Origin of the sequence: Streptococcus sp. HMSC062D07, assembly GCF_001814215.1 — a bacterium.
GTDB lineage: Bacteria > Bacillota > Bacilli > Lactobacillales > Streptococcaceae > Streptococcus > Streptococcus infantis_I.
Window position 1 is genome coordinate 80,960 of sequence record NZ_KV815324.1, and the last position, 21,376, is coordinate 102,335.

Here is a 21,376-nt window from a genome sequence, read left to right on the forward strand (position 1 = left end):
AGAATGGATACACAAAAGATTGAGACAGCTGTTAAAATGATTATCGAAGCTGTTGGTGAGGATATAAACCGCGAAGGCTTGCAGGAAACTCCTGCACGTGTAGCCCGCATGTATCAGGAGATTTTTTCAGGACTTGGTCAAACGGCGGAGGAACATTTGTCAAAATCCTTTGAGATCATTGATGACAATATGGTAGTAGAAAAGGATATCTTTTTCCATACCATGTGTGAACACCACTTTTTGCCTTTTTATGGGAAAGCTCATATCGCCTACATTCCAGATGGACGAGTAGCAGGTTTGTCTAAGCTTGCACGTACAGTTGAAGTTTATGCAAAAAAACCACAGATTCAAGAACGCTTGAATATCGAAGTGGCAGATGCTTTGATGGAATATCTAGGTGCCAAAGGTGCTTTCGTTGTTATTGAAGCAGAGCATATGTGTATGAGCATGCGTGGTGTTCGAAAACCAGGAACTGCAACCTTGACAACAGTAGCTCGTGGAGTATTTGAAACGGATAAAGATCTTCGAGATCAAGCATACCGTCTCATGGGGTTATAAAAATCGATTCAAACGATTTTTTCTAGAAAGGACTAGTTATGGATCAATTGCGTATTAAAGATCTAGAAATTTTTGCCTATCATGGTCTTTTCCCTAGTGAGAAAGAACTGGGCCAAAAATTTATCATTGATGCAAGCTTATCCTATGATATGACCAAGGCTGCTACGGACTTAGATTTGGAAGCTTCTGTCCATTATGGGGAGCTCTGTCAGCAATGGACGACTTGGTTTCAGGAAACCACTGAAGACTTGATTGAAACAGTTGCCTACAAACTAGTAGAGCGCACTTTTGAAACCTATCCAATAGTTCAAGAAATTAAACTGGAACTCAAAAAACCATGGGCGCCTATTCATCTACCACTAGACACCTGTTCAGTAACCATCCATCGCCGCAAACAAAGAGCCTTTATTGCTCTAGGTAGCAATATGGGGGATAAGACGGCTAATCTCGAACTAGCTCTTGACAAGATGCGTACTCGTGGGATTCGTATTCTCAAAGAGTCTAGTGTGATTACAACTGAGCCATGGGGTGGTGTAGAGCAGGATAGTTTTGTCAATCAGGTCATTGAAGTAGAAACATGGTTGCCGGCTCCAATCTTGCTAGAAACCTTATTGGGCATTGAGTCAGAGATGGGACGGATTCGAGAAGTACATTGGGGACCTCGATTGATTGATTTGGATTTGCTCTTTGTCGAGGATCAAGTCATCTACACAGATGAGCTTATCTTACCGCATCCTTATATCGCTGAGCGACTCTTTGTCTTAGAGTCTCTGCAGGAAATTGCACCTCATTTCATCCATCCAGTCTTGGGACAACCGATTCGTCACTTATATCTTCAATTGGAGAAAGAAAATGGCCAAGGTTTCTGAAACTTATAGTAAATGGAAAAGTATAGGGGAAGGTCTTGTAGCTATTGTCTTAGGCCTTCTCTTGGTTTGTTTTGGGCAGGTAGTTCCGATACTGGGTTACCAACTTCTGATGGCCTACTTTTTCTTGTCGGCAGTGTGGCAACTATTGACGCGATGGTTTCAAGAAAAGTCCCGGAGAGAAAATATATTTGTAACTCTAGCCAAGCTCTTTCTTGCAGTCATCCTATTTGATTCAGTCATCTTACAGGGCATCGCTCTCTATCTCTTGGTTATCCTCATTGGAAGTTATCAGCTTTTTACAGGCCTAATCAGTCTGATTACCTGGTTGCTATACCGGAAAAATCATATTCATCCAAGGATTAATTACTTATTTGATGCTGTATGGATGATGGGATTTGGTCTCTATAGTATTTCTCCTTTTCATGATGCGACAAATTTTGAATTACTCTTACTTGGTTTTTACTTGATTATGTTGGGGGCAAGCAGCCTCAGAGATGGATTCTTTTTTGAAAAAGGGAGAAGTAATCCTAAGCTCAAGCGTAGAATGAGAATGACCCTGCCTATATTCATGACAGCCTTGATTCCCATCAGCACCTTACGACGATGGAATGAAAGGTTATCTAGTCATCAGGTAGAAGAAAATGAAGTGCATTTGGAGAGAAAAAATGAAAAATCTGTTGATTTAGAAATTTTCATCCATACTTCAGAATCATCTTTCTTCTTGGCCATGGGTCATGTAGATATCTGCTATCAAGGTCAGGTTATTTCCTACGGCTCTTATGACCCACATTCAGAACGCTTGTTTGGTACAATTGGCGACGGGGTTTTATTTAAGGCTAATCGTGAAAAATATATTGAACTTTGTAAGAGAGAAAGCCAGAAAACCCTATTCGCCTATGGTTTAAGCCTGTCTCAACAACAGAAAAAAGCCATCGAAGAACGATTGAGAGAGATAGAAGGCCTCTTGATACCTTGGGAGCCAAGTTCACAACTACTGAAAAGAAGGGAAGGAGAGGTCAAACATACCTACTCTTATCAGCTGAAACACGAGGCTGATGCAACCCTCTATAAGTTCACATCATCTAAATTTAAAACCTACTTTGTTCTCAGTACAAACTGTGTTCTATTGGCCGACTCTATTGTTGGAGAGGCTGGAACAGATATCCTGAGTCCCCAAGGTTTTATCGTCCCTGGGACTTATCAGGACTATCTTGATTTAGAATTTAAAAAACCGAGTGGTATCGTGGTCAGTCGTTCTATTTATTAAAAAAAGAAAACTCTAGTCAGAAGACTAGAGTTTTTAAAATAGGTCATTTTCTTCAGGTAGGAGGATGGTTTCCTTACCGTCCATATCCATAACAAGTACTTTCGGTGGGTACAATGGGTCAAAGGGATGATTAAAATCGAAGTCAATCGTAGTCGGTAGGTGCTCACTTGAAAAACGGAAGGTGATGGAACCGTTACTGTTTAAGAGCTGAAATTCCAACTCATCTTCTAATTCAAAAACATGCTTTAAAAAATGATCAATAATGTACCAGATTGAGTCAATCACATCGTCTGGGAGATTGGTTACCACACCAAAGCTGGCACAACGTCTATGAGAATCCGTAAAAGCCATCCATTCCTCCTGCTTAATTTTTTATTATCATACTGCAAACTGGCCTAAAAATCAAGAAAAGTAAACTAATTTCAGAAAATATGATTTTTGATACATTTTTTTCAAAGAAAGTTTATATATCCCTTGAAAATGCTTACAATAAATGATAAACTAGAGATAGTGTAAACATGAAAACAAAATTTTCAACATTAGAAAGGAAACGGTATGAACACAGATGATACAGTAACAATTTATGACGTTGCCCGAGAAGCAGGAGTTTCAATGGCAACTGTCAGTCGTGTAGTCAATGGCAACAAGAATGTCAAAGAAAACACTCGTAAGAAAGTTCTAGAGGTGATTGATCGCCTAGACTATCGTCCAAATGCAGTAGCTCGTGGCTTGGCAAGCAAACGAACAACAACTGTTGGGGTTGTCATCCCAGATATCACTAACACGTATTTTGCTGCGCTAGCAAAAGGAATTGATGATATTGCAGAGATGTACAAGTATAACATCGTCCTTGCGAATAGTGATGAGGATGATGAAAAAGAAGTGGCAGTAGTGAATACACTCTTTTCAAAACAAGTTGATGGTATTATCTTTATGGGCTATCACTTAACAGAGAAAATTCGCTCAGAGTTTTCACGTTCACGTACCCCTGTAGTTCTTGCAGGAACAGTGGATGTAGAACACCAGCTTCCAAGTGTTAATATTGACTATAAGAATGCTACTGCGGATGCTGTTCGCCATTTGTTGAAGCGTAACAAAAAAATTGCCTTTGTGAGTGGCCCATTGGTAGATGATATTAACGGTAAAATTCGCTTGGTTGGCTACAAAGAAGCTTTGAAAGCAGCAGGAGTCAACTATAGTGAAGGACTTGTATTTGAATCTAAATATCGCTATGATGATGGTTATGCTCTGGCAGAGCGCTTAGTTTCTTCAAAAGCAACTGCAGCGATTGTGACCGGTGATGAATTGGCAGCTGGTCTCTTGAACGGCTTGGCTGACCATGGAGTTTCAGTACCAGAAGACTTTGAAATCATTACGAGTGATGATTCTCAAATCGCTCGCTTTACTCGACCAAGCCTTACAACTATCGCACAACCCTTGTATGACTTAGGTGCGATTAGTATGCGTATGTTGACTAAAATTATGCATAAGGAAGAATTGGAGGAACGTGAAGTCCTCCTACCTCACGGTTTGACAGAACGCAAATCAACTCGCAAAAACTAATAAAAAACCAGGAATCTAGCTGATTTCCTGGTTTTTTATTATCCTTCCATATATGTTCGGAGTTGTTCGCCCTTAAGTCCGGCATTGATTGCGATAAGAAGTTTCAGTCGTGCTTTTTGAGCGTTTAGTTCTTTTACAAAATATACACCATCATTCTGAAGACAAACACCACCGCCTTCGTAGGCGTAAACAGGTTCTGCAATCCCATTGAAACAACGTGAGACTAGTGCAATAGGAAGTCCTGCTTGACTGAGAGATTTTAATTTTTCAGCTGTTTCCTTTGGTACATTTCCAGCGCCAAAAGCCTGAATAATCAATCCATCTAGTTGGTCAACAGGAAGTAAATCGAGAAGTTCATCGGTCATGCCCGCATAAACAGGGATAATAGGGACCAACCCTTGAATGCTCTCAAGGTCAAAACGAACACGAGGTTCTGCCGTTTTGAAGTAGAGAATTTCCTGCTTCATAATGAGTCCGAGTGGTCCATGAGTTGGTGTTTGAAAGGTACTAACGTTAGTAGTATGCGTTTTTGTGACATATTTAGCGGCGTGAATTTCATCGTTCATAACGACCAACACACCCTTATCTGCAGCCTTATCATCACTCGCAACGCGTAAGGCGCTAAGATAGTTGTAGACACCATCACTTCCCAGTTCATTGGAACTTCTCATAGCACCTGTCAGGACGATAGGCATATGAGGTACCTCCATGGTGTCGAGGAAATAAGCTGTTTCTTCTAGTGTATCTGTCCCATGTGTAATGACAACACCATCATAGGCCGATGCCTCTTGTTTAATCTTTTGGTAGAGGGCTAACATATGCTTAGGCTTGATATGGGGACTAGGTAAATTTAAAAAATCCAAGGAATGGACTTCGATACCTTCGAGAGGATTAGAGATATGATTCATAGGGTTATCAGCACTAGTCCTTACAGCTCCAGATTCATCTGCCTGCATGGAGATAGTGCCACCAGTATGTAAAACAAGGATTTTCTTAGTCATGATTCACTCACTTTTTCTGAAATGTGGTATAATCATTGTATCATAAAAGAAAGGAATGAGATAGAATGGAAGTCAAAGCTGTGTTTTTTGATATTGATGGAACGCTTGTAAATGACAGTAAGAGTGTTTTGAAGTCCACAAAGGAAGCTATCAAGATTGTGAAAGAACAAGGGGTGCTTGTTGGGGTAGCAACAGGGCGAGGACCTTTTTTTGTTAAGGATTTGATGGATGATTTGGATCTGGATTTTGCAGTGACCTACAATGGCCAATATATCTTTAACAAAGATCGTGTTCTTTTTGCTAGCCCTATTGATAAGAGAAGCCTCAGACAAATCATCTCTTATGCTAAGAAAAATCGAAAAGAGATTGCCATGGGAACGCGACAAGACGTTGTCGGTTCTCGGATTATGTCCTTTGGGCTCAGTCCTCTTTCACAGCTAGTTAGTCGATTTGTACCTAAATTTTTGACTCGTACTGTTAGTCATTCCTTTAATCGTATGGTCAGTAAGGCCCTTCCTCAGAAGGAAGATGATTTGTTGGACCTAATCAATCAACCGATCTATCAGGTGCTTATGTTGATGACGCCTGAGGAGACTAACCATGCTGCTGAAGAATTAAACAATCTGAAGTTCACCAGAAGTAATCCTTTCGCGGCCGATATTATCAATCAAGGGAATTCCAAGTTAGAGGGTATCCGTCGTGTCGGAAAAGAGTATGGTTTTGAACTCAATCAAGTCATGGCCTTTGGGGACTCGGATAATGACTTGGAAATGTTGGCTGGTGTTGGTATGTCTGTTGCCATGGGAAATGGTAGTAGCAGTGTAAAAGAAGTTGCTAAGCATATTACTACCAGTAACCAAGATGATGGGATTCACAAGGCTTTGGAATATTTTGGAGTCTTGGCTTCTGAAAAAGTCTTTGTCAGTCGTGACTATCATTTCAACAAGGTTAAGACCTTCCATCGTATGATGGATGAGCGAACTCAAGAAGAACCTATAGCTTGGGATTTAGAAGGGGCGACCCACCGTGCTGGCTTTAAGATTGAAGAGTTAGTTGAATTTGTCCGTGCTGCAAGCACTTCTGAAGAGGAATTCCAACAAGCTGTGCATGATTTACACCAAGCACTTGATATAGCTGCCGAAAAAGTATCTCAGTCAACACCAGCTGAGAAAACCCTCGTTGGTCAAGTGGATGCTTTGATTGACACGCTCTACTTTACTTATGGAAGTTTCGTTTTAATGGGGGTAGACCCAGAGAGAATCTTTGAGATTGTCCATCAGGCAAACATGGGTAAAATATTCCCAGATGGTAAGGCTCATTTTGATCCAGTAACCCACAAAATCTTGAAACCAGATAACTGGAAAGAAAAGTACGCTCCAGAGCCTGCAATCAAAAAGGAACTTGAGCGTCAGATTAGAGCTTATGCACGTCATAAAGAAAGAAAAAATAAACAATAAAAAGGAGCGCATTGGCTCCTTTTTTTAGTCTAATTATAAAGTTTTATCCTTGTCTCGGACGACGAGAAGGTCAACGCTTGTATGGCGTAGGATATATTCTGATGAAGATCCGACAAGCAAACGTTCGAAGGCGTTAAGCCCTGTTGCTCCAACCAAAATCAAATCAACGTGTTCTTGGTCAGGGATTGTTTTAGCCAAAAGAGTTTTAGGATTTCCCATTTCGATGACAACTTGAATATCTTTAAGACCAGCGTCTCTTGCACGCTTTTCATATTCTGCCATCAAATCTTGGGCCTCAACTTGTAACTCTTCGTAAACTTCTGCATCGAATGTTGAAATGCTTTGAAGAGCACGAGTATCGATTACATGCGCAATGGTTAATTTAGCCTGGTTACGTAATGCTGACTGAACTCCTTTGATAAAAGCCAAATCAGCTTCTTTAGAACCGTCGACTGCTACCATGATGTTTTCGTAACGTTGTGTCATAGCAAAAACCTCCTCATTTCTTATCACCTTCATTGTAATCCTTTTCACTAAAAAAGTAAAGTAAAACATAATAGCAAAAATGCTTTTTGACTTTGATTTTGAGAGTGCTATAATTAAAGGAGAGAATGCAAGAGGGAATCATATGACAAAAATTGCGGTACTTTCAGATATCCATGGAAATACAAGAGCACTGGAAGCTGTTTTAGCAGATGCAGAGAAGGCAGGCGCTGAGGAATATTGGCTTTTGGGAGATATTCTCATGCCTGGGACAGGACGAAAAAATATTCTCAGACGATTAGAAGACTTGCCGATTACGATTCGAGTTCTGGGAAATTGGGAAGAGAGTTTATGGCGAGCTGCTCATCGAAAATTAGATACAAGTAGACCTAGCCATCGCTACCTCTTGCGCCAATGCCAGTATATTATGGAAGAAATTAGTCTAGATGATATTGAAGCTCTACAGGCATTTCCCATGCACACACACCGCCAGTTTGGAAATTTGAAGGTAGGGATAAGTCATCATTTACCGGATAAAAATTGGGGAAGAGAACTGATCCATCTTGGCAAGCAGGAGGATTTTGATCGTTTGGTAACCAATCCTGACTGTGATATTGCAATCTATGGACACATTCATCAGCAGTTTCTTCGCTATGGAAGTGGTGGGCAACTCATTTTAAATCCAGGCTCAATTGGGCAACCATTCTTTTTATCAGCAAGTCTACGTGAGGATTTGCGAGCCCAATATATGATTTTGGAATTTGATAACAAAGGTTTGAAGGATATAGATTTTCGTCGCGTTGATTACGATGTTGAGTCAGAATTACAATTGGCTAGAGATTTGAAATTGTCCTACTATGAGGTGTACTATGAAAGCTTAGTCAATGGAATTCACCATACCCATAATCAGGACTTGTTGCACGAAATCGCCCAGAGTCAAGGACATGATGTTGAATTGGACGACTGGCTTAGTCGTAACTCTTGACATTACAACTCTAGGAGATATAATAATATAAGAGAAGAATGAGCTTTGTTGATAATAAAGGAGGACTGCATGCAAATTTCAAGCCGATTTACCATTGCGACACATATGTTGGTAATCATTGCCCTAAAAGGGAAGGAAAGCAAGGTGACTAGTGATTTTCTAGCTAGTAGTGTTGGAGTCAATCCTGTTATTATCCGAAAAACTTTGTCCCAACTGAAAAAAGCAGACTTGATTTCCGTCGCGCGTGGAACTGGAGGGGCAGAGATTATCAAAAATCTTGAGGATATCAGTCTTTTGGATATTTATCAAGCTGTGGAATGCCTTGGAAAGACTGGACAACTCTTTAGTTTCCATGACAATCCTAATCCTGACTGTCCAGTAGGAGCTAACATCCATGGGGTTTTAGATGAAAAGTTAGATAAAATTCAAGAAGCCATGGAAGAAGAATTAAGCCAAACCAGTCTTGCTCAAATAGTGGCAGATGCAGAAGCAAGAATAAAAGAATAAATTTTAAAATAAGGTACACCTGAATTTCTAAGCTGAAAAGCTTGGTTGTTTAGGTGCTTTTTTCGTAATTAAATATGCTGGGTGTTAGCTGAAGTGGCCTGAGAATTTAGCCAGGAATGTGGTTAGATTAGCAAGAGAAAAACAAAAATCATGTTATAATAAATAAATAGAATCGTAAGAAAGAGTGGATATTTGTGTGATAATTCCTACTTATAATTGGCAATTTGCACCTCAAGTTGAGGATGCGGATTTTACAAAAATCGCCAAGAAAGCTGGGCTAGGGCCTGAAGCTGCTCGTTTATTATTTAGCCGTGGTATTAAGGATGAAGATAGTTTGTCTCGTTTTCTGGCACCAAGTCTAGATGATTTACATGATCCCTATCTTCTCCACGATATGGATAAGGCAGTGAATCGTATTCGTCGTGCTATAGAGCAGGGGGAATTTATTCTCGTTTATGGAGATTACGATGCAGATGGGATGACATCAGCTTCAATCCTTAAAGAAACATTAGAACAATTAGGAGCCGAGTGTTTAGTCTATCTTCCTAATCGTTTTACAGATGGTTATGGTCCTAATGCTAGTGTTTACAAGTACTTCATTGAGCAACAAGGGATATCCTTGATTGTAACTGTAGATAATGGAGTTGCAGGCCATGAGGCTATTGACTTGGCTCAATCTATGGGAGTAGATGTCATTGTGACAGACCACCACTCCATGCCAGAGGTTTTACCAGATGCTTATGCAATCGTCCATCCTGAACACCCAAAAGCAGATTATCCATTTAAACATTTGGCGGGTTGTGGAGTTGCTTTTAAACTAGCTTGTGCCCTCTTGGAGGAGGTTCAGGTTGAGTTGCTTGATTTGGTTGCTATTGGGACAATTGCTGATATGGTCAGTTTGACAGATGAAAATCGCATCATGGTTCAATATGGTCTAGAAGTTTTACACAACACCCAACGAATAGGGCTTCAAGAACTATTTGAAATTGCAGGGATTTCTAGTAGTGACCTTACAGAAGAGACGGTTGGTTTTCAGTTGTCGCCTCGCTTGAATGCCCTAGGGCGCTTGGATGATCCTAATCCTGCTATTGAGTTACTAACTGGCTTTGATGATGAAGAGGTGCGTGAGATTGCCCTCATGATTCAAGAAAAAAATGAAGAACGCAAGGAAATCGTTCAAGCCATTTATGAAGAAGCTAAAAGTTTGGTAGACCCTAACAAAAGTGTTCAAGTTTTAGCCAAAGAAGGTTGGAACCCAGGAGTGCTTGGGATTGTAGCTGGTCGCTTGTTGGAAGAATTAGGGCAGACAGTTATTGTTCTGAATATTGAAGATGGCCGTGCCAAGGGGAGTGCTCGTAGTATTGAAGCAGTCGATATCTTTGAAGCCTTGGATCCGCATCGGGAACTTTTTATCGCCTTTGGTGGGCATGCAGGCGCTGCAGGTATGACACTTGAAGCGGAACAGCTAGACGCCTTATCGGAAATTTTAGAAACCTATGTAAAAGACAAAGGGATAGATGCCAAGGGCAAGAATACATTATATCTAGATGAAGAATTAGATTTGGAAAGCCTAAGTTTAGAGACGGTTAAAAGCTTTGAACGATTAGCCCCTTTTGGAATGGATAACCAAAAACCTGTTTTTTATATTCGAGATTTTCAAGTTGAAAATGCTCGTTCTATGGGAGCGGGAGATAGTCATCTAAAATTAAAGATTTCCAAAGGGACCGCGAGCTTTGAGGTAGTAGCTTTTGGTCAAGGATCAAAGGCTACAGAGTTTTCTCAGGTAAAACAACTGGAATTGGCAGTTACCCTTTCTGTTAACCAATGGAATGGGCAAACAACCCTCCAGTTGATGATGGTAGATGCCCGTGTGGACGGTGTTCAACTTTTTAACATCCGTAGTAAGAGTGTAGAGCTACCAGAGGGAGTGCCTGTCCTAGATTTTACCAGTGATTTACCAGAAATGCTTTCTAGCCCAGCAATCGTTGTAAAAAATATTCCCGAGGATCTCAGTCTTCTCAAACAAGTGTTGCAAGAACAGGATTTCTCTGCTATTTACTTTAAAAATGATATCTCTAAAGCATACTATTTGACAGGTTATGGTACAAGAGAGCAATTCGCTAAGCTTTATAAGACAATCTACCAGTTCCCAGAATTTGATATTCGTTATAAGCTCAAGGACTTATCAGCTTATTTGAAGATAGAACAGATCTTGCTAGTCAAAATGATTCAGATTTTTGAAGAACTTGGTTTTGTCACAATTGAGAATGGTGTAATGAAAGTAAATAAAGATGCTGCCAAGCGGGACATCGCTGAAAGTCAGATTTATCAAAACCTCAAACAAACTGTTAAAGATCAAGAAATGATGGCACTTGGAACAGTACAGGAAATATATAATTTCTTGATGAAAAAATAAATACAAAGAGGCTGAAGTAACCTATTTCAGTCTCTTTTTGTAAGTGATTTTTAACTTTATGTAGTAAAAGTATACAGATTTGTAACATGACTACAACATAAATCTAAAACAACTGACATGTAAATCAGGTATGATTCTCTTATCAACATAAAAATTAAAAATTATCAATAAAATTTTAGGAGAAAATTGTTATGAAAAAAACAGTTGCTAAACTGACTCTTGGTTTAACATCTACAGCTATTTTGGCTACAATTGGGGTTCAAACTGTAAGCGCAGACTCTTACGTTGTTCAAGATGGTGATTCATTTTTTGGTATTGCTGCTGCAAATGGTATGGATCCTTATGTGTTGGCGGCAAATAATGGAAAAAGCATTTTTGACACCATCCACCCAGGTGATGTGCTAGAAGTGAGTGGTCTAACTCAAGCTAGCTATTCATACAATGCTCCGGCTTATGAAGCAACTAGTACTGTGAATGGGGTAGCAACTGCTGATGTTGTCGTAAATACTCCTACAAACTACGGAAACTCATATCCTGTTGGTCAGTGTACATGGGGCGTGAAAGAAATGGCTCCTTGGGCTAGCAACTGGTGGGGAAATGCCAACACTTGGGCAATCTATGCTAGTGCACAAGGTTTTAGGACAGGAACTGTGCCTGTAGTAGGCGCAATCGCCGTTTGGGACGGTGGTGAATATGGACACGTTGCTTATGTAACAGATGTACAAAGTGAAAATTCTATCCAGGTATTGGAAGCAAACTATGATGGTAGTGGAACTCAACCAATCGGAAATTATCGTGGATGGTTTAATCCGACAGCATCAAGAGGTACTGTAAGATACATTTATCCAAATTAAAGATACTTAAAAAGATTTAGAGCTTCTAAATCTTTTTTTATGTACTCCAGCCTAGTTTTTAGGATTTTGGTCAGCTAGAAATTTCGGAGCTTCATTCGATTTAATCGTTTAATGATTTTAGACGAAGCTTAAAAAAAGAACAAAGGAAGCCCGATGTGGCTATTAGAGTGAATGTTCTCTAGTTGAAATCCTATCTTCATTTTGAAAATTAGTAAAAAAATGGTATAATGAATGGAAAAGATTCGGCTGAAAGTGAATTGGACTTTCAGAAAAAGAGAGCATTTAAAGCTCTACAAACAGTAGAAATGACTATTCGGAGGAAAAATGAATACTATTAAACTAACAACACTTGGGGGTGTACGTGAAAATGGTAAAAACATGTACATCGCAGAAATTAACGACTCGATTTTTGTATTAGATGCAGGTTTGAAATATCCTGAAAATGAACAGTTGGGTGTCGATGTCGTTATTCCAAATATGGACTATTTGTTTGAAAATAGCGACCGTATTGCTGGGGTTTTCTTAACACACGGGCATGCGGATGCGATTGGCGCCCTTCCTTATCTCTTGGCAGAAGCTAAGGTTCCTGTATTTGGCTCAGAGTTGACCATCGAACTGGCTAAACTCTTTGTTAAGGGAAATGACAGCGTCAAGAAATTTGATGATTTCCATGTGATTGATGAGAATACAGAGATTGATTTTGGTGGAACGATAGTGTCCTTTTTCCGTACAACCCACTCTATTCCAGAAAGTTTGGGTGTGGTCTTGAAAACGTCTGAAGGAAATGTTGTTTACACAGGAGATTTTAAGTTTGACCAAACGGCTAGTGAATCCTATGCCACTGACTTCGGTCGATTGGCAGAGATTGGTCGTGAAGGAGTTCTGGCTCTTCTAAGTGATTCTGCGAATGCAGATAGCAATATCCAAGTAGCCAGTGAAAGTGAAGTTGGTGTAGAAATCACGCAAACTATCTCTGACTGGGATGGACGTATCATCGTTGCTGCAGTTGCAAGTAACCTTTCTCGTATCCAGCAGGTTTTTGACGCAGCTGCGGAGACAGGACGCCGTGTTGTCTTGACAGGATTCGATATTGAAAATATCGTCCGTACAGCGATTCGTCTGAAAAAATTGTCTTTAGCAAGTGAAAATCTTTTGATTAAACCAAAAGATATGTCGCGTTTTGAAGATCATGAGTTGATCATTCTTGAAACTGGACGTATGGGTGAACCAATTAACGGCCTACGCAAGATGTCTATCGGTCGTCACCGTTATGTTGAAATCAAAGAAGGTGACCTAGTTTATATCGTTACAACACCATCAATCGCCAAGGAAGCGGTTATGGCACGTGTAGAAAATATGGTCTACCAAGCAGGTGGAGTTGTCAAGCCAATTACTCATAGCTTGCGTGTGTCAGGACATGGGAATGCGCGTGATCTTCAATTGATGATTAATCTTTTGCAACCTCAGTATCTCTTCCCAATCCAGGGTGAATACCGTGAGTTGGACGCTCATGCCAAGGCTGCTATGGCTGTTGGGTTGTTACCAGAACGCATTTTTATCCCGAAAAAAGGTACAACCATGTCTTATGAACATGGGGACTTTGTCCCGTCTGGTGCAGTTGCTGCAGGTGATGTCTTGATTGACGGAAATGCCATTGGAGATGTTGGGAATGTCGTTCTTCGTGACCGTAAGGTCTTGTCAGAAGATGGGATTTTCATCGTGGCTATCACTGTTAACCGTCGTGAGAAAAAAATCATTGCTAAAGCTCGAGTGCACACGCGTGGATTTGTCTATCTCAAGAAGAGCCGTGATATCTTGCGCGAAAGTACAGAGTTAGTCAATCAAACAGTAGAAGACTATCTACAAGGTGAAGAGTTTGATTGGGCAGAACTCAAAGGTAAGGTACGTGATAATTTGGCCAAGTTCCTCTTTGACCAAACCAAGCGTCGCCCAGCTATCTTACCAGTAGTCATGGAAGCAAAATAGGATCAAATAGCAAGAGAAAGTCGAGTTTCGGCTTTTTCTTATCTTAAATGAATAAGGAGCAAGTTATGGCAGTAATGAAGATTGAGTATTACTCAGAAGTTTTAGATATGGAGTGGGGAGTGAATGTTCTCTACCCTGATGCGTCTCGGGTTGAGGAGCCAGATTCTACGGATATTCCTGTTCTTTATCTCCTTCATGGGATGTCAGGAAATCACAACAGTTGGCTCAAACGGACCAATGTAGAGCGCTTGGTGCGAGGGACCAATCTGATTGTTGTCATGCCTAATACAAGTAATGGTTGGTATACAGATACTCAGTATGGCTATAACTACTATACAGCTCTAGCAGAAGAACTGCCTAAAGTGCTCAAACGTTTCTTCCCTAATATGTCTAGCAAGCGTGAAAAAACTTTTATCGCTGGCCTTTCAATGGGAGGCTACGGTTCCTTCAAGTTGGCTTTGTCAACCAATCGTTTCTCACACGCAGCTAGTTTTTCTGGTGCTCTTAGTTTCGAAGAGTTTTCTCCAGAGAGTCAAAATCTTGGAACGCTTGCTTACTGGCGAGGAGTTTTTGGCAAGCTTGATAACTGGGAAACTAGTCCTTATTCACTTGAAACCCTTGCTAAAAAGTCAGACAAGAAGACCAAGCTCTGGGTTTGGTGTGGCGAGCAAGATTTTTTGTATGCTGCCAATAACCTAGCGGTGAAGAACCTCAAAAGGCTTGGTTTTGATGTGACCTATAGCCATAGTGCAGGAACTCATGAATGGTATTATTGGGAAAAACAATTGGAACGGTTTTTGGCTACACTGCCGATTGATTTTGTTTTGGAAGAGAGATTGAGCTAGTTTTTTATCGATAAAATAATATAGACTATTTCTCTAAGGTTAAAAATGAAAATGAGAGTTTATTTTCACTAGACTTTTTAATTGAAAGTAGTAAAATAGTAATGAGATACTAGGTGAAAGAGAGTGAGATATGTATCGTTATCAAATTGGTATTTCTTCGTTAGAGCATGATCGATTTATCGAACAACATGAGTTGGTCAATATATTACAAAGCAGTGCCTGGGAAAAAGTGAAATCTGATTGGAATCATGAGAGACTTGGTGTTTATGAAGGGAAAACATTACTGGCTGTGGCTAGTATTCTCATTAAGTCTCTGCCTTTGGGGTATAAAATGTTTTATATTCCAAGAGGTCCCATATTGGATTATAGGGATACAGAACTTTTAAAGTTTGTCCTGCAGTCTATTAAGTCTTATGCTCGCAGTAAGAGAGCGGTTTTTGTGACTTTTGACCCAAGTATTTGCCTATCTCAAAGTTTAATCAATCAGGAAAAGACAGAATATCCTGAAAATTTGGCTATTATTGATAGTTTGCAACAAATGGGAGTAAGGTGGTCAGGAAAAACGGAGGAAATGGGAGACACTATTCAACCTCGTATTCAGGCGAAAATATACAAGGAAAATTTTGAAGAAGATAAACTTTCTAAGTCAACAAAACAGGCTATTCGAACAGCGCAAAATAAGGGAGTAGAGATCCAATTTGGTGGAACTGAATTATTAGCGCCTTTTTCCTTTTTGATGAAAAAAACCGAGAAGCGAAAAGAGATTCATTTGAGGAATGAAGATTATTATAAAAAATTGTTAGATAATTTTAAGGACAAGGCCTATATCACGTTGGCAACCTTGGATGTCTCTAAACGTTCGCAAGAATTAGAAGAACAGTTAGCGAAAAATAGAGCCTTGGAAGAGACGTTTACTGAGTCGACTCGCACTTCAAAAGTAGAAGCGCAGAAGAAGGAAAAAGAACGTTTGTTAGAGGAATTGACTTTCTTGCAGGAATATATAGATGCAGGTCAAGCAAGAGTTCCTTTAGCAGCTACCTTGACTTTAGAATTCGGACAAACTTCTGTCAATCTATATGCTGGTATGGATGATGTTTTTAAACGTTATAATGCACCAATTTTAACTTGGTATGAAACAGCTCGCTATGCCTTTGAGCGAGGTATGGTGTGGCAAAATTTAGGTGGTGTTGAAAACTCTCTCAATGGTGGACTTTATCATTTTAAGGAGAAATTTAATCCAACGATTGAAGAATACTTGGGTGAATTTACAATGCCCACTCATCCTCTCTATCCTCTGTTAAGACTTGCTCTTGATTTCCGTAAAACATTAAGAAAAAAACATAGAAAGTAAGTACATGGCACTAATTACACTCACGAAAGAAGAGTTTCGTACTTACTTCTAATCAGGTTTCTTCTCGTTCCTTTGTGCAATCTGTCCAGATGGGTGATTTGATAGAAAAAAGAGGAGCTCAAATTGTTTATCTTGCTTTAAAACAAGAAGGAGAAATTCAAGTTGCAGCTCTGGTTTATAGCTTGCCTATGCTAGGTGGTCTGCATATGGAGCTCAATTCGGGGCCGTTTTATACCCAACAAGATGCCCTTCCAGTTTTTTATGCGGAGTTAAAAGAATATGCCAAGCAAAATGGTGTATTAGAGTTGCTTGTAAAACCCTATGAGACCTGTCAAGCTTTTGACAGTGATGGGAAGCCAATAGATGAAGAAGAAAAAGTATTATCCAAGATTTGTGTAATTTAGGCTACCAATTTGATGGTTTGCCAACCGGTTATCCTAATGGCGAAGTTTTTTGGCATTTTATCAAAGATTTGGAGGGTTACGATGAGAAATCTTTGCTGAAATCCTTTAATAAAACAGTATTCGAAATATTCAATCAGCATATGATTTTAATCTGATTGTAAGAAATATAGAACGAGATGAAATTTCGAAATTCAAACAAATTATTGAAGAAACAGGGAAAAGACAAGGGTTTAAGGATAAGAATTTAGATTATTACTGTAAATTGTATGATGCTTTTGAGGACAAGGCGGCTTTTCTAATTGCTGAAGTGAATCCTAAAAAATCAATCGAAGCTCTCGATGTGAAGCAGGCTGGTCTTGATGAAAGATCAAAGCAATTTAAACAGCAATATCAAGCTTTACAAAAGAAAAAAGATCTTTTGAGGAACTTGGATAGTGAATCTGACAACATTGCTTTAGCTTGTGCTTTAATCATTTACACAAATACGTAAGTAGCATATTTGTTTGGAGGCTCATTTACAGAGTATCAGAAGTTTTCTGCTCCGTTTTTGCTTCAATATCATGCAATGAAGCAGGCTCTGGAAAGAAAAATTGGCAAATACAACTTTCTGGGTATTCAAGGGATTTTTGATGGAAGTAATGGCGTATTACGATTTAAGCAGAACTTTAATGGTTATATTGTGAGAAAGGCAGGAACTTTCCGATATTATCCAAATCCAATCAAGTTTAAGTGTTTACAATTTTTGAAAAAAATAATCGGAAGATAAGTGAACAAAGTGGTTTTAGTTTTCTTTCAGCTTACTAGAGTAAAATAAGGAATCTATCTTTAGAATGGGAATCCATGGCTTAAAGATGGGTTCTTATTTTTTTAGAAAGGTGGGCAATTATGGGCTGGATTATTCGTGTGTTATGTCGATTTTTACTAGGGATTTTTCGCATTTTTTGGCGCCTTATATGGACGCTTATCTTCTTCATTCTCATCACTTTTGGGATCCTCTGGTATGTGACAGGTGATTTACCTGCTACTTTAAATCAAGTTAGCAAAGTGGTCCAAGTCGGCCAAGCAGGTTGGCAACAATGGCAAGAAACTGGCACGTTGCAAGGTTTGTCTCAGACAGATCATCATCAAGATTCAGGAGCAAAATGGTCAAAGGCGCAAGCAACTATCTATATTGATTCTCAAATGGATGCCACTTTCCAAAAGGCCTACCTTGAAGCTATTGCCAACTGGAACCAGACTGGTGCTTTTAATTTTGAGCTTGTAACCGAACCGGACCAGGCCGATATTTTCGCTACTGAAATGAATGATGGTTCGACAGCTGTAGCAGGTGAGGCGGAGAGTCAGACAAATCTCCTAACCAAACAATTCATTTCAGTGACCGTTCGCTTGAATCATTATTATTTATCCAATCCAAACTATGGCTATACCTATGATCGTATCATGCATACAGCAGAGCATGAACTAGGTCATGCGATTGGTTTGGAACATACCAATGAAGTTTCGGTTATGCAACCAGCAGGCTCTTATTATGGAATCCAAGCTCAAGATGTAAAAGAAGTTCAAGAACTATATGAGTCTGGAGAATAAGTGATTTTCTAAGGGAACTGGAGCTCTCTGATTTAAGCAATACAGGGCGCTTTTTGCTATAATGGAACTATGAATAACTTAATTAAATCAAAACTGGAGCTCTTGCCGACTAGCCCTGGTTGTTACATTCACAAAGATAAAAACGGCACTATCATTTATGTAGGGAAGGCTAAAAATCTGCGCAATCGGGTGCGGTCCTACTTCCGTGGGAGCCATGATACTAAGACAGAAGCCCTGGTGTCTGAGATTGTGGATTTTGAGTTTATTGTCACGGAGTCTAATATTGAGGCCCTTCTTTTAGAGATTAATCTCATCAAGGAAAACAAGCCTAAGTACAATATTATGCTCAAGGATGATAAGTCCTATCCTTTCATCAAAATCACCAATGAGCGCTATCCTCGCTTGATTATCACCCGTCAGGTCAAGAAGGACGGAGGACTCTACTTTGGTCCCTATCCGGATGTGGGCGCGGCCAATGAAATCAAACGGCTATTGGATCGGATTTTCCCTTTTCGCAAGTGTACCAACTCGCCCTCTAAAGTCTGTTTTTACTACCACATCGGGCAATGTATGGCCCACACCATCTGTCAGAAAGATGAGGCCTATTTCAAGTCTATGGCTCAGGAGGTTTCTGACTTCCTAAAAGGACAGGATGACAAAATCATCGATGATCTCAAGGGTAAAATGGCAGTGGCAGCCCAAAGTATGGAGTTTGAACGTGCAGCGGAATACCGTGATTTGATTCAGGCCATTGGCACCCTTCGAACTAAGCAACGAGTCATGGCAAAAGATCTTCAAAATCGTGATGTATTTGGCTACTATGTAGAAAAAGGTTGGATGTGCGTTCAGGTTTTCTTTGTCCGTCAAGGTAAACTAATTGAACGCGACGTCAATCTCTTTCCATACTACAACGATCCAGACGAGGATTTCTTGACCTATGTGGGACAGTTTTATCAAGAAAAATCTCACTTGGTCCCCAATGAAATTCTGATTCCTCAAGATATTGACGAAGAAGCTATCAAGGCTTTGGTGGATACCAAGGTTCTCAAGCCTCAACGTGGGGAGAAGAAGCAACTGGTCAATCTAGCTATCAAAAATGCTCGTGTCAGTCTAGAGCAGAAATTTAACCTGCTAGAAAAATCAGTTGAGAAGACTCAAGGAGCCATTGAAAACTTGGGACGACTCTTACAAATTCCAACCCCAGTCCGTATCGAGTCTTTTGATAACTCTAATATTATGGGGACTAGTCCTGTCTCTGCTATGGCTGTTTTTGTCAACGGAAAACCGAGCAAGAAGGATTACCGTAAGTATAAAATCAAGACTGTGGTCGGACCAGATGACTATGCAAGTATGCGAGAGGTTATTCGCAGACGCTATGGACGCGTCCAACGTGACGGTTTGACACCGCCAGATTTGATTGTCATTGATGGGGGACAAGGTCAGGTCAATATCGCTAAACAGGTCATTCAAGAAGAGTTGGGGTTAGATATTCCGATCGCAGGCCTGCAAAAGAATGACAAGCACCAAACCCATGAATTGCTCTTTGGAGACCCACTTGAGGTGGTAGAGTTGTCTCGCAATTCTCAAGAATTTTTCCTCTTGCAACGTATTCAGGATGAAGTTCACCGCTTTGCGATTACCTTCCACCGACAACTACGTTCTACAAATTCCTTCTCCTCTCAATTGGATGGAATTGAAGGCTTAGGTCCCAAACGCAAGCAGAATTTGATGAGATATTTCAAATCTCTGACAAAAATCAAGGAAGCTAGCGTGGATGAGATTGTCGCCGTTGGTATACCAAGAGCAGTGGCAGAGGCAGTTCATCAACACTTAAATCTAGAAGTAGACTCAGGGCTAGCTCAAGTAGCTGAGAAGCCTGTCGAGTATAAGGAATAAAGCAACAGTGGAATGTTTTAGCTTTAGTGAGTGCAAGCTAGTCGGATTTGTGGTAAAATAGATAAGATATGACAAAAGAATTTCATCATGTAACGGTCATGCTCCATGAGACCATTGATATGCTAGATGTAAAACCTGATGGTATTTACGTTGATGCGACCTTGGGAGGAGCAGGACACAGCGAGTATTTATTAAGTAAGTTAAGTGAGAAGGGGCATTTATATGCCTTTGACCAGGACCAAAACGCTATTGATAATGCACAAAAACGTTTGGCGCCTTACATTGAAAAGGGCATGGTCACCTTCATCAAGGATAATTTCCGTCATTTGAAGGACCGCTTACATGACTTAGGTGTGACTGAAATTGATGGAATTTGTTATGATTTAGGTGTGTCAAGCCCGCAGTTGGATCAGCGTGAACGTGGTTTTTCCTATAAGAAGGATGCACCACTGGATATGCGCATGAATCAAGAAGCTAGTTTGACCGCTTATGAAGTCGTTAATCACTACGACTACCATGATTTGGTAAGAATCTTTTTCAAATATGGAGAGGACAAGTTTTCCAAACAGATTGCTCGAAAAATTGAACAGGCGCGTGAACAGAAACCGATTGAGACCACGACGGAATTGGCAGAGATTATTAAATCTGCCAAACCGGCAAAGGAGCTCAAGAAAAAAGGCCACCCAGCTAAACAAATTTTCCAAGCTATCCGTATAGAGGTCAATGATGAACTGGGTGCTGCAGATGAATCAATCCAGCAGGCTATGGATATGCTGGCTCTAGATGGCAGAATATCAGTGATTACCTTCCATTCGCTGGAGGATCGCTTGACCAAACAGTTATTTAAGGAAGCTTCCACAGTTGAAGTCCCTAAAGGTTTGCCTTTCATCCCAGACGATCTCAAGCCCAAGATGGAATTGGTATCTCGGAAACCGATTTTACCAAGCAAGGAAGAATTGGAAGCCAATAATCGTTCCCACTCAGCCAAGCTTCGAGTGGCAAGAAAAATTCACAAGTAAGAGGAAACCATGGCAGAAAACAGAGGAACAACGAGCCAATTGCTACAAGCTCGTATAAAAAAATTTTCACGTGTTGAAAAGGCCTTTTACCTTTCAATTGCCATCACGGCTCTCGTCTTAGCAATCAGTGTAGTCTATATGCAGACTCAACTTTTGCAGGTTCAGAGTGATTTGACAACAGTCAATTCACAAATTGAGGAAAAAAAGACAGAGTTGGATGATGCTAAACAAGAAGTTAATGAATTGATCCGATCAGAACGTTTGGCGGGTGTCGCGGATTCGCAAGACTTGCAATTAAACAATGGAAATATCCGATCGGCGGAGTAAT

At 40.1% G+C, this 21,376-nt stretch carries 19 protein-coding genes and 1 pseudogene; 17 read left to right on the top strand and 3 right to left on the bottom strand.

Going from position 1 to position 21,376, the window contains the following annotated elements:
- Nucleotides 1-3 precede the first annotated feature (3 nt).
- From folE to HMPREF2957_RS01015, 3 genes are read left to right on the top strand one after another with little or no spacing between them, the layout of a single operon-like run.
- Nucleotides 4-558, top strand: coding sequence for a GTP cyclohydrolase I FolE (gene folE / locus HMPREF2957_RS01005; RefSeq protein ID WP_070677029.1), 555 nt, complete (start codon nt 4-6; stop codon nt 556-558).
- 38 nt (nt 559-596) lie between these two features.
- Nucleotides 597-1,427: a dihydroneopterin aldolase gene (gene folB, locus HMPREF2957_RS01010; protein ID WP_049494127.1), complete on the top strand. Its 831-nt coding sequence runs from the start codon at nt 597-599 to the stop codon at nt 1,425-1,427.
- Nucleotides 1,411-2,694, top strand: a complete 1,284-nt coding sequence (locus HMPREF2957_RS01015) for a DUF308 domain-containing protein (protein ID WP_049494128.1) — start codon at nt 1,411-1,413, stop codon at nt 2,692-2,694. The genes folB and HMPREF2957_RS01015 overlap by 17 nt, the downstream gene beginning before the upstream one ends.
- A gap of 33 nt (nt 2,695-2,727) precedes the next feature.
- On the opposite strand, the gene HMPREF2957_RS01020 is transcribed toward HMPREF2957_RS01015, so the two are convergent.
- Nucleotides 2,728-3,045, bottom strand: coding sequence for a DUF960 domain-containing protein (locus HMPREF2957_RS01020; RefSeq protein WP_004251754.1), 318 nt, complete (start codon nt 3,043-3,045; stop codon nt 2,728-2,730).
- Nucleotides 3,046-3,249: 204 nt separating this feature from the next.
- Here HMPREF2957_RS01020 and ccpA point away from each other — a divergent pair, with 204 nt between their 5' ends.
- Nucleotides 3,250-4,257 carry a catabolite control protein A gene (ccpA, locus tag HMPREF2957_RS01025; RefSeq protein WP_049494129.1) on the top strand — a complete coding sequence of 336 codons (1,008 nt, stop codon included), beginning with the start codon at nt 3,250-3,252 and terminating at the stop codon, nt 4,255-4,257.
- 38 nt (nt 4,258-4,295) lie between these two features.
- Here the strand turns inward: ccpA and HMPREF2957_RS01030 are convergent, their stop codons facing one another.
- Nucleotides 4,296-5,258 carry an asparaginase gene (locus HMPREF2957_RS01030; protein WP_049494130.1) on the bottom strand — a complete coding sequence of 321 codons (963 nt, stop codon included), beginning with the start codon at nt 5,256-5,258 and terminating at the stop codon, nt 4,296-4,298.
- Nucleotides 5,259-5,323: 65 nt separating this feature from the next.
- Between HMPREF2957_RS01030 and HMPREF2957_RS01035 the strand changes: the two genes are divergently transcribed.
- Nucleotides 5,324-6,715, top strand: a complete 1,392-nt coding sequence (locus tag HMPREF2957_RS01035) for a Cof-type HAD-IIB family hydrolase (RefSeq protein ID WP_070677030.1) — start codon at nt 5,324-5,326, stop codon at nt 6,713-6,715.
- A 33-nt stretch (nt 6,716-6,748) separates the two neighbouring features.
- Here the strand turns inward: HMPREF2957_RS01035 and HMPREF2957_RS01040 are convergent, their stop codons facing one another.
- Nucleotides 6,749-7,201 carry a universal stress protein gene (locus tag HMPREF2957_RS01040; RefSeq protein WP_070677031.1) on the bottom strand — a complete coding sequence of 151 codons (453 nt, stop codon included), beginning with the start codon at nt 7,199-7,201 and terminating at the stop codon, nt 6,749-6,751.
- 142 nt (nt 7,202-7,343) lie between these two features.
- Between HMPREF2957_RS01040 and HMPREF2957_RS01045 the strand changes: the two genes are divergently transcribed.
- From HMPREF2957_RS01045 to ftsL, 12 genes and pseudogenes are all read left to right on the top strand, one after another.
- Entirely contained in the window at nt 7,344-8,183 is an 840-nt protein-coding gene (locus tag HMPREF2957_RS01045) for a metallophosphoesterase family protein (protein WP_049494135.1), read from the top strand.
- Between the two features lie 69 nt (nt 8,184-8,252).
- Complete coding sequence (locus HMPREF2957_RS01050) at nt 8,253-8,690, top strand: Rrf2 family transcriptional regulator (RefSeq protein WP_049494136.1); 438 nt, start codon at nt 8,253-8,255, stop codon at nt 8,688-8,690.
- A 196-nt stretch (nt 8,691-8,886) separates the two neighbouring features.
- Entirely contained in the window at nt 8,887-11,106 is a 2,220-nt protein-coding gene (recJ, locus tag HMPREF2957_RS01055; RefSeq protein WP_049494137.1) for a single-stranded-DNA-specific exonuclease RecJ, read from the top strand.
- Between the two features lie 191 nt (nt 11,107-11,297).
- Nucleotides 11,298-11,960: a COG3942 and LysM peptidoglycan-binding domain-containing protein gene (locus tag HMPREF2957_RS01060; protein ID WP_049494138.1), complete on the top strand. Its 663-nt coding sequence runs from the start codon at nt 11,298-11,300 to the stop codon at nt 11,958-11,960.
- Nucleotides 11,961-12,284: 324 nt separating this feature from the next.
- Nucleotides 12,285-13,946 carry a ribonuclease J gene (locus tag HMPREF2957_RS01065; protein ID WP_049494139.1) on the top strand — a complete coding sequence of 554 codons (1,662 nt, stop codon included), beginning with the start codon at nt 12,285-12,287 and terminating at the stop codon, nt 13,944-13,946.
- Nucleotides 13,947-14,011: 65 nt separating this feature from the next.
- Nucleotides 14,012-14,791, top strand: coding sequence for an alpha/beta hydrolase (locus tag HMPREF2957_RS01070; RefSeq protein WP_049494140.1), 780 nt, complete (start codon nt 14,012-14,014; stop codon nt 14,789-14,791).
- A 130-nt stretch (nt 14,792-14,921) separates the two neighbouring features.
- Nucleotides 14,922-16,142 (top strand): peptidoglycan bridge formation alanyltransferase MurM, encoded by a 1,221-nt coding sequence (locus HMPREF2957_RS01075; protein WP_049494141.1) that lies wholly within the window; start codon nt 14,922-14,924, stop codon nt 16,140-16,142.
- A gap of 4 nt (nt 16,143-16,146) precedes the next feature.
- Nucleotides 16,147-17,312 (top strand): annotated as a pseudogene (locus HMPREF2957_RS08850) (peptidoglycan bridge formation glycyltransferase FemA/FemB family protein).
- A 119-nt stretch (nt 17,313-17,431) separates the two neighbouring features.
- Nucleotides 17,432-18,133, top strand: a complete 702-nt coding sequence (locus HMPREF2957_RS01095; protein WP_049494142.1) for a M57 family metalloprotease — start codon at nt 17,432-17,434, stop codon at nt 18,131-18,133.
- Between the two features lie 69 nt (nt 18,134-18,202).
- Complete coding sequence (gene uvrC, locus HMPREF2957_RS01100; RefSeq protein WP_049494143.1) at nt 18,203-20,029, top strand: excinuclease ABC subunit UvrC; 1,827 nt, start codon at nt 18,203-18,205, stop codon at nt 20,027-20,029.
- Nucleotides 20,030-20,097: 68 nt separating this feature from the next.
- Nucleotides 20,098-21,048 carry a 16S rRNA (cytosine(1402)-N(4))-methyltransferase RsmH gene (gene rsmH, locus HMPREF2957_RS01105; RefSeq protein ID WP_036754792.1) on the top strand — a complete coding sequence of 317 codons (951 nt, stop codon included), beginning with the start codon at nt 20,098-20,100 and terminating at the stop codon, nt 21,046-21,048.
- Nucleotides 21,049-21,057: 9 nt separating this feature from the next.
- A complete protein-coding gene (ftsL, locus tag HMPREF2957_RS01110) occupies nt 21,058-21,375 on the top strand; it encodes a cell division protein FtsL (protein ID WP_049494144.1) in 318 nt (105 codons plus the stop codon).
- Nucleotide 21,376: the final 1 nt, after the last annotated feature.